Annotated in this window: 13 protein-coding genes; 9 read left to right on the top strand and 4 right to left on the bottom strand. The window is 65.6% G+C overall.

Going from position 1 to position 12,649, the window contains the following annotated elements; all coding sequences use genetic code 11:
* The first annotated feature begins 32 nt into the window (after positions 1-32).
* From IEW34_RS19875 to IEW34_RS19835, 9 genes are all read left to right on the top strand, one after another.
* Positions 33-908, top strand: coding sequence for a branched-chain amino acid ABC transporter permease (locus IEW34_RS19875; RefSeq protein ID WP_188610961.1), 876 nt, complete (start codon positions 33-35; stop codon positions 906-908).
* A complete protein-coding gene (locus tag IEW34_RS19870; protein ID WP_188610960.1) occupies positions 905-1,888 on the top strand; it encodes a branched-chain amino acid ABC transporter permease in 984 nt (327 codons plus the stop codon). The genes IEW34_RS19875 and IEW34_RS19870 overlap by 4 nt, the downstream gene beginning before the upstream one ends.
* Entirely contained in the window at positions 1,885-2,673 is a 789-nt protein-coding gene (locus IEW34_RS19865) for an ABC transporter ATP-binding protein (protein WP_188610959.1), read from the top strand. Before IEW34_RS19870 ends, IEW34_RS19865 begins: the two co-directional genes overlap by 4 nt.
* Complete coding sequence (locus IEW34_RS19860) at positions 2,657-3,415, top strand: ABC transporter ATP-binding protein (protein ID WP_188610958.1); 759 nt, start codon at positions 2,657-2,659, stop codon at positions 3,413-3,415. The genes IEW34_RS19865 and IEW34_RS19860 overlap by 17 nt, the downstream gene beginning before the upstream one ends.
* Positions 3,416-3,599: 184 nt before the next feature.
* Positions 3,600-4,352 (top strand): GntR family transcriptional regulator, encoded by a 753-nt coding sequence (locus tag IEW34_RS19855; RefSeq protein WP_188610957.1) that lies wholly within the window; start codon positions 3,600-3,602, stop codon positions 4,350-4,352.
* Between the two features lie 219 nt (positions 4,353-4,571).
* Positions 4,572-5,354, top strand: a complete 783-nt coding sequence (locus IEW34_RS19850; RefSeq protein WP_188610956.1) for an enoyl-CoA hydratase-related protein — start codon at positions 4,572-4,574, stop codon at positions 5,352-5,354.
* Positions 5,355-5,369: 15 nt separating this feature from the next.
* Positions 5,370-6,338 carry a hydroxymethylglutaryl-CoA lyase gene (locus IEW34_RS19845; RefSeq protein ID WP_188610955.1) on the top strand — a complete coding sequence of 323 codons (969 nt, stop codon included), beginning with the start codon at positions 5,370-5,372 and terminating at the stop codon, positions 6,336-6,338.
* 71 nt (positions 6,339-6,409) lie between these two features.
* Positions 6,410-6,571 carry a hypothetical protein gene (locus tag IEW34_RS19840; protein ID WP_188610954.1) on the top strand — a complete coding sequence of 54 codons (162 nt, stop codon included), beginning with the start codon at positions 6,410-6,412 and terminating at the stop codon, positions 6,569-6,571.
* A gap of 646 nt (positions 6,572-7,217) precedes the next feature.
* Positions 7,218-7,931: a helix-turn-helix domain-containing protein gene (locus tag IEW34_RS19835; RefSeq protein WP_188610953.1), complete on the top strand. Its 714-nt coding sequence runs from the start codon at positions 7,218-7,220 to the stop codon at positions 7,929-7,931.
* 246 nt (positions 7,932-8,177) lie between these two features.
* Here IEW34_RS19835 and IEW34_RS19830 read toward each other — a convergent pair whose 3' ends face one another.
* From IEW34_RS19830 to IEW34_RS19815, 4 genes are all read right to left on the bottom strand, one after another.
* Positions 8,178-9,356 (bottom strand): ABC transporter substrate-binding protein, encoded by a 1,179-nt coding sequence (locus tag IEW34_RS19830; RefSeq protein ID WP_188610952.1) that lies wholly within the window; start codon positions 9,354-9,356, stop codon positions 8,178-8,180.
* Between the two features lie 257 nt (positions 9,357-9,613).
* Positions 9,614-10,807 carry an ABC transporter substrate-binding protein gene (locus tag IEW34_RS19825; RefSeq protein ID WP_188610951.1) on the bottom strand — a complete coding sequence of 398 codons (1,194 nt, stop codon included), beginning with the start codon at positions 10,805-10,807 and terminating at the stop codon, positions 9,614-9,616.
* A 108-nt stretch (positions 10,808-10,915) separates the two neighbouring features.
* Positions 10,916-11,695: a crotonase/enoyl-CoA hydratase family protein gene (locus tag IEW34_RS19820; RefSeq protein ID WP_188610950.1), complete on the bottom strand. Its 780-nt coding sequence runs from the start codon at positions 11,693-11,695 to the stop codon at positions 10,916-10,918.
* A 47-nt stretch (positions 11,696-11,742) separates the two neighbouring features.
* Positions 11,743-12,603, bottom strand: a complete 861-nt coding sequence (locus IEW34_RS19815; RefSeq protein ID WP_188610949.1) for an SMP-30/gluconolactonase/LRE family protein — start codon at positions 12,601-12,603, stop codon at positions 11,743-11,745.
* Positions 12,604-12,649 lie beyond the last annotated feature (46 nt).

Genomic DNA, 12,649 nt, shown 5'->3' with positions numbered 1-12,649 from the left:
GCCGGCCCGCGGCCGGGCGTGGAGCGGCGGCCGTGACGCAGCTGCTTCAGACCCTGCTCTCCGGGCTGACCACCGGCGCCATCTACGGGCTGATCGCGCTGGGCTTCACCATCGTGTTCAACGCCACCAAGGTGACCAATTTCGCCAATGGCGATTTCGTCATGATGGGCGGCGTCGTCTGCGCCGGCCTCGTCACCCTGGCCCACTGGCCCCTGCTGCTCGCCGTGCCGGCGACCATCGTCGGCGTCACCGCGCTGGGTGCCGCCCTCGACGTCTTCGGCATCCAGCGTGCGCGGCGCAAGACCGTGCTCAGCCTGGCGATGATCACCATCGGCTTCAGCGTGCTCTATCGCGGGCTGATGCAGGTGCTCGTGGGGCGCGACGTGATGTTCGCGCCCTCCTTCGGTATCATTCCCGACATCCGCACCGCCGAGCTTTACGTCGGCTCGCAGAGCCTGTGGATCCTGCTGGCGCTCGGCCTGATCAGCGGCGGGCTCTCGTATCTCTTCCTCAAGACGCGCCTCGGCAAAGCCATGCGGGCGGCGAGCCAGAGCCCGCGCGCCGCTGCGCTGTGCGGAATCGATCCGCGGCTGATGTCGATCGCCTCATTCGCCATGGCCGCTGCCGTCGGCGCCATCGCCGGGGCGCTGATCGCGCCGATCGGCGCGGCCTTCTACGACTACGGCCTGGTCTTCGGCCTCAAGGGCTTCGCCGCCGCCGTGCTCGGCGGCTTCGGCAGCCCCGTCGGCGCCGTCGTCGGCGGGCTGCTGCTCGGGCTCATGGAGAGCATCTCCGCCGGCTATCTCGCCTCCGCCTACAAGGATGCGGTGGCGCTGGCCATCCTGCTCGGACTGCTCCTGGTGTGGCCGAGCGGCCTGTTCGGCCGCGTCGAAGCGAGGCGGGTATGATGGCCCGCTCCTTCCTCGCCCGCCGCTACCGCAGCGACCTGATGGGCGTCGCTCTCCTGGCCGTCGCCGTCGTCATCGGCGGCAGCACCATCGTGAAGTCCTATCACCTCACGATGCTGATCTATTCCGGCATCTATGCCATCGCCGCGCTCGGCATGTTCGTGCTGTTCGGCATCGCCGGACAGATCTCCATCGGCCAAGCGGCGTTCTTCGGCGTCGGCGCCTACGCCAGCGCGCTCGCCGCGACGCACGCCGGCATCCCGCCGGTGCTGGCCGTGGCCGGCTCGACCGCGATGGCGGCGGCCTTCGGCTGGCTGGTGTCGCGGCCGCTCTTGCGGCTCACCACCAACTATCTCGCCATGGCGACGCTCGCCTTCGGCGTCATCTGCTTCATCCTGTTCGCCCAGTTGCGCTCGCTCACCGGCGGCATCGACCCCGGCATCGTCGCCACGCCCGGCTTCAGCGTGGCGGGGTTCGACCTGTCGAGCGCGCGGGCGATGTTCTTCGTCGTCGGCGCAGCCCTCTGCGGCACCATCCTGCTGGTGCTCAATCTGGTGCACAGCCGCGTCGGCCGCGCGCTCCGGGCGCTCAAGGGCTCGGAGGTCGCCACCGCCGGCCTCGGCATCGACGTGGTCCGCTACAAGGTGGCGGCCTTCACCCTGGCGGCGGGGCTGGCCGGGCTGGCGGGCGCACTTTTCGCCTACTTCCAGAGCGCCTTCAACGCCTCCGTCTTCAGCGTCGGCTTGTCCATCGAGCTCCTGTTGATGGTCATCGTCGGCTCGGTATCGAGCCCCTGGGGCGCCCTTTTCGGCGCACTGTTCGTCACCATCCTGCCCACCTTCCTGGAGGATTTCGAACAGTACAAACTGTTGATCTATGGAGTGATCTTGACCGTCGTCATGATCTACATGCCGGACGGCTTCGGCAGCACCGTCGTCCAGCTGGGCCGGCGGCTCACGCGGCGGACGGCCACGCCATGACGCTCGTCGTCCAAAGCTTTGCCAAGCGCTATGGCGGCCTCGTCGCCGTCGACGGCGTCAGCCTGACGCTGGCACCTGCGGAGGTCACCGCCATCATCGGCCCCAACGGGGCGGGCAAGACGACGCTGATCAATCTGATGAGCGGCGTCATCCTGCCGGACGGGGGCTCCATGCAGCTGTTCGGCGCGGACGTCGCCGGGGCGACCCCGCACGTGCTCGCAGAGCACGGCCTCACCCGCACCTACCAGAGCCCGCAGCTCTTCGCCGAGATGAGCGTGCTCGAGACCGTCATGGTCGGCGCCCATCTCTCCGGGCGCGCCGGCTTCCTGTCGGCGATGCTGCGGCTGGGCGCCATCCGGCGCGAGGAGGACGAACTGGAGGCGCGGGCCCGCGCCGCGCTAAGCCGCGTCGGGCTGCCCGATGACCTGCTCGACCGCAACACCACGGACCTCGCCTACGGCCATCAGCGACGGGTGGAGATCGCCCGCGCCCTGGCCACAGGACCGAAGGTGATCCTGCTCGACGAACCGGCGGCCGGCCTCAACCCGAAGGAAACTCACGAGATTGCCGATCTGATCAGTGATCTGGCGCGCGAAGGCTATGCGGTCGGGCTGGTCGAGCACGACATGGACATGGTGATGGGCATCTCCCAGCACGTCGTGGTGATGAACTTCGGTCGCAAGATCGCGGACGGCACGGTCGACGAGATCCAGTCGGATCCGGCCGTGATCGAGGCGTATCTCGGGACAAGCGAGGGAGAGGCCGCCCATGCTTGCGTTGCGTGACGTCAGCGCCCGCTACGGCGCCATCCGCGCGCTCGAGGGCGTATCCCTCGACGTCGCCCCCGGCGAGATCGTCTGCCTGATCGGCGCCAACGGCGCCGGCAAGTCGACGGCGCTGAACGTCGTCTCCAACGTGGTGGCCGCCCGCGGCGGCGAGGTGACCTTCGAAGGCGAGCGGCTGCTCGCCCGTTCGGCCAGCGCCACCGTCCGGCGAGGCGTCATCCAGGTGCCGGAAGGACGCCTCGTGTTCCCCGACCTCACCGTTCTGGAGAATCTCGAGATGGGCGCCTACACGCAGGCGCAAGCCCGCTTCGCGCCGACGCTGGAGGCGGTGTTCGCGCTGTTCCCGCGCCTGGCCGAGCGGCGCAAGCAGCTCGCCGGGCTGATGTCCGGCGGCGAACAGCAGATGCTCGCCATCGGCCGGGCGTTGATGGCGCACCCCAAGCTGCTGCTGCTCGACGAGCCGTCCATGGGGCTGGCCCCGCTGGTCATTGCCGACATCTTCCGGGCACTGCAGCGCCTGCGCGCCGAGCTCGGCTGCACGATCCTGCTGGTGGAGCAGAATGCGCGCGCGGCGCTCGCGCTTGCCGACAGGGGCTATGTTCTGGCAAACGGACGAATCACTAAATCCGGCCCGGCGGCCGAGCTCATGCGCGACAGCACCATCCAGGAGGCATTCTTGGGGAAACGTAGGGCCAAAGCATCGCCGGATCAGATGAGATCATCTGAGCGGGTGATGCTCTGACAGCCTGATATTCGGATTGCATCCCGGTCGGGAAGCGCGCGAGGCGCGCCCGGGCCTGCAACCCCACGGATCGCGCGGGCCAGCTTGGTGGCGGCACGCCGCGAGAATCGCCCTAGACTGCACCGCACGGTGGCTCAGGTCCGCAGACGCTGCGGGCGGAGCACCCTCTCCTGAGGTTTCGGCCATGAATTACTCGATGCTGCAGCCAGGACCCGTGACGCTCTACGCGCAGGTTGCCAGCATACTGCGCGACCGCATTGTCAGCGGCACGTGGAAGAACCGCGAGGATATTCCCACCCTCGACGAACTCGCCAAGCAGCTTTCGGTCGCCCGCGTAACCGTGCGACAGGCGGTGCAGATGCTGTCGTCGGAAGGGCTGCTGTCCAGCCAGCGCGGGCGGCGCACCTACGTCACCTATGACCTGGGCGAGGCCGCCGACCGGAGCCCGCTGTTCTCATCAGTCGGCTCGGTCGACAGCGAGGGCGTCAACTATGGTGTCGAGATCCTGTCCCGGGAAAAGGTGGCGGGGCTGCCCCCCCGTCAGATCACGACGGGCGTGGCCATGGGCGACTACGTCCGCATCCGCAAGATCGACAGCCATTCCGGCGTCCCCTACGCCATGTCGGAGAACTATATCGCGGCCTCGGTGGTGCGGCGCTTTCCCAAGGGGGCGGAGAAGAAGGTCAAACTGAGCCGACTGACCCGTGACTACGCCAATCCGCCGATCGAGAAAGCCTTCGAGGCCATCACCATCGGCACCATCGGCTACGAGGAGGCGACCCGCCTGCAGGCACCGCTGTCGAGCGCCGTGGCCAAGGTGACGCGTCTGTTCTTCGGCCCCGAGCAGGCGATCATCTACTACGGCACCTTGACCTATCGCAGCGAGCGCTTCCGCATCGAGCGCGACATCACTGACCTCGTTGTCAAGCAGGCCTAGAGCGTTTTCGAGCGAAGTGGACGCCGGTTCGCGGAAAGAAATCGCGATAAATCAAATAGATAGAGCATTTCGGCGATTCGAAGAAACGCGGAAATGCTATAGTGGCCGAAGCGAGCGGCCGCGGCTGGCGCGATCCGCGTTGCATTCTGATAACTAAATCTGTAGTTCTAGAAATAGAATTTCTAACCGCGGTTCGGCGGCCAGTGGGAGAGACGCGCCATGGCTCAGGCAAGCCCCATCAGCATCACCACCCGTGACGGCGTCACGCGCCTCACTATCGACCGTGCAGAGGCGCGCAACGCCCTCAACGACGCGGTGATGGCGGCGCTCACGGTGGCGATCCTGGAGGCGCAGGCCGACGCGTCGACACGCGCCATCGTGGTGACGGGTGCGGGCGACCGCGCCTTCTGCGCCGGCGCCGACCTCAAGCCCGATGCCAAGACCTTCGGCTTCGACTACGCGCGCCCCAACACGGTCTATGCCGACCTGCTGCGGGCAGCGAGCCACTGTACGCTGCCGCTCGTGGCGCGGGTCAACGGCGCCTGCATGGCCGGCGGCATGGGCATCCTGAGCATGTGCGACATGGCGGTGGCCAGCGAGGAGGCACGCTTCGGCCTGCCCGAGGTGAAGATCGGGCTATTTCCGATGCAGGTGGCGGCGCTGCTGCAGATGGTGTTGCCCCGCACCAAGTTCGCGGAGATGTGCATCACCGGCGAACCGATCACCGCCGCGGAGGCGCTGCAGTACAACCTCGTCAACTACGTCGTGCCGCCGGCCCAGCTCGACGCCAAGGTGGACTGGCTGCTGGCGCGCATCGTCGACAAGTCGCCGACCGCCATCCGGCGCGGCAAGTACGCGCTGCGCGCCATGCAGGACATGACCTATGAGCAGGCGCTCGGCTATGCCGAGGTGCAGATCGGCAGTATCGTCCACACCGAGGATGCGGCCGAGGGGCTGCGGGCCTTCAATGAACGGCGCCCGCCGGCCTGGACCGGCCGCTGACGGGGATCGTCGCCAATGGGCAACGATCTGCCGAGCCGCATCCGCATCATCGAGGAAGGGCCGCGTGAGGGCTTCCAGAGCGAGCCGCCGGGCATCCCGACGGCCGCCAAGGTGCGGCTGATCGAGGCACTCGCCACGACCGGCCTCACGGAGATCGCCTGCTGCTCCTTCGTCGATCCCAGGCGCCTGCCGCAGATGGCCGACGCGGAGGCGATCGCCGCGGCGGTCCGGCGGCGGCCGGGCGTCGCCTATCGCGGCCTGTGGTTGAACGGCGCCGGCTTCGATCGCGCCCGCTCGACCACGCTCGACCTGCGCCCGATCGTCTTCGCCAGCGCCTCGGCGACCTTCGGCGAACGCAACAACGGGCGCTCGCCCACGGGCATGATCGAGGAACAGCGGCGGCTGATCGCCCGCTACCAGGCGGCAGGCCTGAAGGTGGAGGCGGCCTACGTATTCACCGCCTTCGGCTGCAACTACGAGGGCGACATCGCCGTCGCCGCCGTGGTCGAACGCGTCGCTGCGCTGGTCGACGTCTGCGCCGAGGCGGGCGAGCGGCCGCCGCTCGCCGTCCTCTGCGACACCGTCGGCGCCGCCAACCCGCTGCTCGTCGAGCGCCTCATCGGCGCCGTGCGCGAGCGCTGGCCGGACCTCGCCATCGGCCTGCATCTGCACGACACGCGCGGCCTGGGCCTCGCCAACGCCATGGCCGGGCTGCGGCTCGGGGTGACGCACTTCGAGAGTTCCTGCGCCGGCCTCGGCGGTTGCCCGTTTGCCGGCAACCGGGCGGCGGCCGGCAACATCGCGACCGAGGATCTGGCCTTTCTCTGCGCCGAGATCGGCGTGGCGACCGGCCTCGACCTCGAGGCGCTGATCGCGGCGGCCACCCTGGCCGAGGAGATCGTCGGCCACCCCCTGCCGGGGCGGACGATGAAGGGCGGCTCATTGGCGCGCTTCCGCTCCCAGGCCACGATCAACCTGGATTGACGATCTCGATGACACAGGTATCGAGCGTCGCGCGGTCCGGCAGTCCGTCGCCGGCCTCCCGGACCGCGCGCTTGGCGCAGCATATCCTCACCGTGCTGAAAGCGGACGATGTCGCGACACGTCATATCTGGCTGCGCAGCTTGCCTCCCGAGGCGCTGCTACGTGCCGATACGGCCGAACCCATGATCGCGGATGCCGTCACGGCGGTCGAGGCGGCACCGGCGGCAGCTTAGAGCGTTTTCGAGCGAAGTGGACGCCGGTTCGCGTGAAGAAAACGCGACAAAACAAACAGCTAGAGCATTTCGGCGATTCGAAGAAACGCGGAAATGCTCTAGCGCATGTTCTCGCGCGCGATTACGGTCGTCGTCCGGTCCTTCAGTCCATGGCTGCAAGACACATCGTCCAGAACCAATTTGGGCTCGCGGCCGGTCTTCGCGCCGAAGACGAAGAGCTGGCGGTCGATGGCGCATCGGGCGCGACGCTGAGCGAGGCGATCTGTCACTTTTCGACTTCGCTCCGGCATGTCCCGCCGCCGAGCTCCTCGGCCATCCCCGGCCGCCGCGCGCGCCGGCCGAGACCCTCCCTTCGTCGCGAATACATCGCCGGCAAGTCCTGCCGCGAACCCGCGGCAATCACGCGTGTGGTCGCGCCCCAGTCCCCACCTCCCCTACCATTCGGCAGCGGCTGGAGGCGAGACGCGCCTGGACCTGATCCGGGATGCGATAGATAAAGAGGCGCGTCGACGGGAGAGACAGAAGGGCCGATCCGGAACCGCAGGCCCGCTCGAGGTCATGACCGATAGGGATATCAAGGCTGGGCGAGCTTTGATCAGGACGCGCTGAGCCCGCGTTCGGAGCGTTGGAAGGGGCATGCTTGCGAATGGTCACGGAACGCACAAAGAATCAGAACCAGAAAAGTCGCGTCCGGATCAAGGCGGTAGCTCTGAAGCTGTTTGCAACGAGGGGAATGGCGGACGTTTCAACACGCGAGATCGCGCAGGTATGCGGACTGCGCAATGCTGGATCTGTGAACTATCATTTCGGAACCAAGCAGGAGCTGGTCGCAGAACTGGTCCGCGATGCATCCGCATTGATAGAACGCGACCGGAACACCCAACTCGATTACCTCGAGAGCCTGGGCCGGCCACGATCGGTTCGCGAAGTCGTCGCCATCCTTTCAGACATGTCCATATTCGCAAAATCCGGCTCGACGAACGCCGAGTACGGAATGCGCTTGTTAAACATGCTGTACCTCCAGGATAGGCCACTTCTTTTTTCGACCCTCGGTGGCGGGGCCGACAGTGGAACGCGCCGCTGCCTGGCTCATCTCAGGGCAATGCTGTCCCACGTCCCTGCATCTATCCTGCGCTTGCGGATGATGTTGGCAATTCAATATCTTTTCGCAGCCACCTCCACGAGAGAGGCGGCTGTCGAAGCTCCGGAGGCGTGGTCGGCCCTATGGGGCGAACCCTACGCTTGGTCGAACTATCTCGACACAGTGGAAGGCATGCTCAGCTGCCCGGTGTCGCAGCTGACGCAGCAGGAGCTCGAAAAAGCCGCGGCGGCTTTTACGGGCGGCACCGCCACGTCATGATGCCCTGGCACGGCGCAGGGAGGGCGAAGTGCGCCAGAGCGGAAGTGAGCGACGCGGGGCTTGCGGCGGAGGCCGAGCTGGTGCGCGCTGCCTCAGGCTCTGATGAGGCGAACGAGGGCATCTTCGGCTTCGTCGAAAAACGGTTGCGCGCGCCTCTGAAGCGTGCGGCTGCCACAGGCCCACAGGCCGACGTAGCGACCGCGTCGGAATGCTGCGCCCGGCCATTGGCCGGGCGCCTTCTTTGCCTTACTCAGGCAGCAACTCCCAGCGTTTGCCCTTGAACTCGATCAGGCGCAGTTTTTTCATCGGCCGGTAGTCCTTCGCCCCCGTGTGCAACTCGATGCCCGGCAGCAGCAAGGGCACCCTGAAGTTCATATTCGCCGCCTCCTTCATGATGCGTTCGCTGGAGACGTCGGTGCCGGCGTTCTCCAGCAGGCGGATCATGGTGGCGGCCTGAGCGTAGCCCAGAACATTCAGATAATCGGTGGCGTCGGCGCGCGGGTTGTACTTCGCCATCCAGGCGCGCCAGTCCTTCATTTCCGGATCGTCGGCCCATTGCGGATCGTTGGGATCCTTCAGGAACGCCGCCGAAATCAGGCCCTGGGCCCGCTCGAAGCCGGCCGGCTCGATGGCGCCGGCGATGCTGCTCGTGGTGTTGGCCAGATAGGTGTGGGGCTTCCAGCCGGTGTCGTGGATGGCGCGAATGATCTGGGCGCCGAACTTCGGCGTGGCGTGAAAGAAGAACACCTTGGCGCCAGACGCCTTCAGACGGACGATCTGGGAATCGACCGTGGGGTCAGACGTCTCATAGGTGGCTTCGCTCACAAGCAGCCCGATCTTGTCGCCCAGTGCCGCCTTGAAACCGTCGGCGAAATCCTTGCCCGAGTCATCCTTGGCGTACATCAGGGCGATGGGCTGGCCCGGCTGCTTCTCCATGATACGGCGGGCGTAGGCAGCGGCCTCGTCGCGATAATTCGGCTGCCAGCCCATGGTCCACGGAAAACCGGCCGGATCATCGAAGATGCTGGCGCCGGTGCCCATGACGATCTGGGGCATCTTTTTCGTGTTCAGGTATTTGCGCACCGCAATCCCGGTGGGCGTGCCAAGACTGCCGAAGACAACCGCCACCTCATCCTGCTCGACGAGACGCCGGGTCTGCTCAACCGTCTTGGGCGGGCTGTAGGCGTCGTCAAGCGAGATGAAATTGATCTTGCGGCCGTTGACGCCGCCGTTGGCGTTGATCATCTCGAAATAAGCGGCGTGCGCCCGGCCTATGACGCCATAGGGCGACACCGGCCCCGAATAGGGCATGGTCTGGCCGATCTTGATTTCGGTTGCAGTGACGCCCTTTGACGGGCTCGCCAGCGCCGCACTGCACGCCAGCAGTGCGATTGCGGACAACGCTGATAACGCCTTGTGCGCCATCGGATTTCCTCCCTGTCAGTAGAATTTTTGCTGCCGTGTCCCGGCCGGCTCCGAATGGGCCCCAGCGGCGCGCGGCAACAACTAAAGCGCTATTCAATAATGTCAACGACAGTCCGGACGACAGCCGCTTCCGCTGCCGCTCTTCACGGCCGCTTCGCTGCCGAGGCGATCCAGCGGCGGAAGTTGTTCTCGGCCATGGTGCGGATGATGAGGACGACAGCGAGCGAGGCGCCCGGCTTTCATTTGCGAAGAGCTGGCTACTTCACGAGCGGGCAGGGGCTGCCTGCAAGCGGCGCGAAGGCGTCGGCCGCCGGAATGGAGCCTGTTATGTTGTAGACATCGAAGGGGTCCGAGGACTGCGATGGCTTCTTCACGGTCGTAACCAGGACATCGTAGAGGAAGCGCCCGTCCTCCCGGACCGTGCCTTTCATGGCAAAATCCGAGACCGGAACTTCCTTCATTCTTCTGACTACGGCCTTGCCATCGACCGGACCGCCGACCGCAGAAACCGCCTTCAGGTAGTGGGTGATGGCACTGTAGGCGAGAACTTGGCCGCCGGTAGGTGGCTTTTTCGTGGTTTCGCGAAATCGCCTGGCGAAGGCCCGGGTTTCATCGTTGAGATCCCAGTAGCTAGGTTCCGCGACGAGCATGCCCTGCGCCAAGTCGAGACCAAGCGACAACACGGTGTGAAAGCCGTTCGCCGGGGCCACGAGCTGCATAGATTTATCCAGACCAAACTCTCGCGCTTGCTTCAGAGATTGCGCGAGATCACCCTGACTGTTGGCGAAAGCAAGTACGTCCGCTCCACTGCTCTGAGCCCGAAGCAGAAAAGAAGAATAGTCACTTGCCGCCAGCGGATGGCGCACGGCGCCGACGACTGTCGCGCCGTTGGCTTGAACAGTCTCTGTGATCAGCGCCTGCAGGCCGTGGCCAAAGGCATAGTCCGTGACGATGAGAAACCACTTCTTTCGGCCCTTGAGAAGGACTTGCTTGGGGATGTCGTGGCCAAAGATGTAATTGTCCATCGACCACATGACGGAGTTGGGAGAGCATTGCTCGCGGTAAAGCGCCGTGGTCGCTGCCCCGGTGTTGAGCACGACCTTGTTGCGCTCTAGCGATATGTCCCGGGCGGCCAGGGCTATCGCCGATGTCGTGAGATCGACGACTGCGTCAACACCGCCGACGTCGTACCATTTGCGCAGAATGGAGATCGCGACGTCAGGCTTCAGCTGATGATCGGCAAAGACGATTTCGATCGGCTTGCCGTTTACCTTGCCGCCGAAATCCGCGACTGCCATTTTCGCCGCTTGCACTGCGCCCGGCCCAGAATAATCCGACATCTGACCACTCATGTCAGTCAGTACGCCGATCCGGACTGTATCCTTATCTGCCGACGCCGGACCGGCACCCAGGGCCATCATTGCAGCCGCTATCAAGGTATAACGCATCATCGCTCCTCCCTTTAGTTTGCGCCGGCTTTTCGTCTGGCCTCTTGGAGCCGGTCGTGATGACGGAAATCTCTTCTCTGTTTGGAATGGGCCGGCCAATCAGCGCTGGCCTCACTTGCCCAGCCAGACCGGTTGCCGCTTCTGGCTGAAGGCGCTCGCCCCCTCTTTGACATCTTGGGAGGCGAGGACCGGCGCCATGAGAGCGTCCTGCTCGCGGAACATCGAAGTGGACGGCCAGTCCTGGGAACGGGCAATGATGGCCTTGCTTGCCTCTACGGCCAGGGGAGCGTTTTCGATGATTGTCCGGGCAAGCACAGCGGCTTCTGCGAGGGCGTTGCCCGCGGGCACGACGCGGTTTATCAACCCGTACTGCAGCGATGTGGCAGCCGTCATGATGCTGCCGGTGAGCGCGAGCTCCATAGCGAGGCGGCGCGGCATTTGCCGCGGCAGGCGCAGCAGCGCCCCACCACCGGCGACGAGGCCACGTTTGACCTCGGGAATGCCAAATCGGGCATCGCTACCGGCGACGATCAAATCGCACGCGAGCGCAATTTCCAGGCCGCCGGCCAGCGCGAAACCCTCGACGGCAGCGATCAGGGGCTTACGCACGCTGGCTTCGGCAAGGCCGCCGAAGCCGAAGCCCTCGATCACCACTTCGTTCATCACATCCTCGCCGGCGGCCAGGGCCTTCAGGTCCATACCGGCGCAGAAATTTCCGCCCGCGCCGGTGATGATGGCGACGCGCAGAGCAGGGTCGGAATCGAGCCGCTGCATCGCATCGCGGATGCCGCGGGCGACTGGTCCGTTGATCGCGTTGCGGGCTTCGGGGCGGTTGATGGTGACAACAAGGAGGCCGTCGGTCGCCTCGGTCAGGACGGGATGACTGCTCATGGTTTCCTCCGGCTGAGACGTGCTGACGTCGCGACGGCCATGCTGGATCAGCGGGGCAGCGCAACGCGTGCCAGGGGGCTGCGCTTCCCTGGCACTTCGACGCGTGCGCGCCAGACACCGGCACCGTGATCGGTATCAAGTCCTTCCGAACCAGAGACTATGTAGAGGTCCTTGAGATCGGCCCCCCCGAAGCAGAGGCTCGTGACCATCGGAACGGGAATACTGACACTGGAAACTGGCCGGCCGTCGGGCGCATAGGCTCGGACGGTGCCGCTGTGTGGCTCAGCCACCCAAACATTGCCCCCAGAATCGACCGCGAGGCCATCGGGCATGGCACCGTCGAGCGTCACGAAGTTCCGCCTGTTGCGCACGTCGCCGTTCGGTTCGACGTCGTAGACGTACACGGTGCTCCTCAACGTATCGGAGTGGTAGAGGCGCGTTCCGTCGGGTGAGAAGTCGAGCCCGTTGGTCAGCATGACATCGTCGGCGACGGAACGGACGCTTCCGTCAAGATCGATCACGTGTAACCGCCCGGCCTTGCCGCCGCGATCGGCATGCATGGCGACGAAGGCGAGCGAGCCCACGTAGATGCGGCCCGCGGCATCGGTGGTGAAGTCGTTGTAGCCGATGACGTCGGCGGCAGGATCGTTGTCGAGCAGCACGACGGTCTCGTCGCGGCCTTCGCCAGCCGGCCACTTCAACGCGATATTGCGGCCGCCGATGACCACCGCGCCGTTCTCGTGCAGGGCGAGGCCGCCTATTCCGCGCCGATGCGGCACGACAACGGTTGGCGTACCAGAGCCGAGGCGCCACACCCCGCCCACGGCGGCGTCGGCGACTAGTAAGCCAAGGCGCTCGTCCCACACTGGCCCTTCTAATAATCCGTGGCCGGTCGAGATCGTCTCCACGGGTCCTACGCTCGGCATGTCGGCTCCTATTGATTAGGTCGTGATC

Source organism: Chelatococcus reniformis, from assembly GCF_014640075.1.
GTDB classification, from domain to species: Bacteria; Pseudomonadota; Alphaproteobacteria; order Rhizobiales; family Beijerinckiaceae; genus Camelimonas; species Camelimonas reniformis.
Note: the sequence above shows the minus strand (reverse complement) of the source record. Positions and strands in the feature narration are given on the sequence as shown.

Bases quoted from the DNA above. Each gene is read 5' to 3' on its own strand.
- IEW34_RS19870 (WP_188610960.1), top strand. From the start codon at position 905: ATGATGGCCCGCTCCTTCCTCGCCCGCCGCTACCGCAGCGACCTGATG.
- IEW34_RS19860 (WP_188610958.1), top strand. From the start codon at position 2,657: ATGCTTGCGTTGCGTGACGTCAGCGCCCGCTACGGCGCCATCCGCGCG.
- IEW34_RS19865 (WP_188610959.1), top strand. From the start codon at position 1,885: ATGACGCTCGTCGTCCAAAGCTTTGCCAAGCGCTATGGCGGCCTCGTC.
- IEW34_RS19835 (WP_188610953.1), top strand. From the start codon at position 7,218: ATGGTCACGGAACGCACAAAGAATCAGAACCAGAAAAGTCGCGTCCGG.
- IEW34_RS19845 (WP_188610955.1), top strand. From the start codon at position 5,370: ATGGGCAACGATCTGCCGAGCCGCATCCGCATCATCGAGGAAGGGCCG.
- IEW34_RS19820 (WP_188610950.1), bottom strand. From the start codon at position 11,695: ATGAGCAGTCATCCCGTCCTGACCGAGGCGACCGACGGCCTCCTTGTT.
- IEW34_RS19825 (WP_188610951.1), bottom strand. From the start codon at position 10,807: ATGATGCGTTATACCTTGATAGCGGCTGCAATGATGGCCCTGGGTGCC.
- IEW34_RS19830 (WP_188610952.1), bottom strand. From the start codon at position 9,356: ATGGCGCACAAGGCGTTATCAGCGTTGTCCGCAATCGCACTGCTGGCG.
- IEW34_RS19855 (WP_188610957.1), top strand. From the start codon at position 3,600: ATGAATTACTCGATGCTGCAGCCAGGACCCGTGACGCTCTACGCGCAG.
- IEW34_RS19850 (WP_188610956.1), top strand. From the start codon at position 4,572: ATGGCTCAGGCAAGCCCCATCAGCATCACCACCCGTGACGGCGTCACG.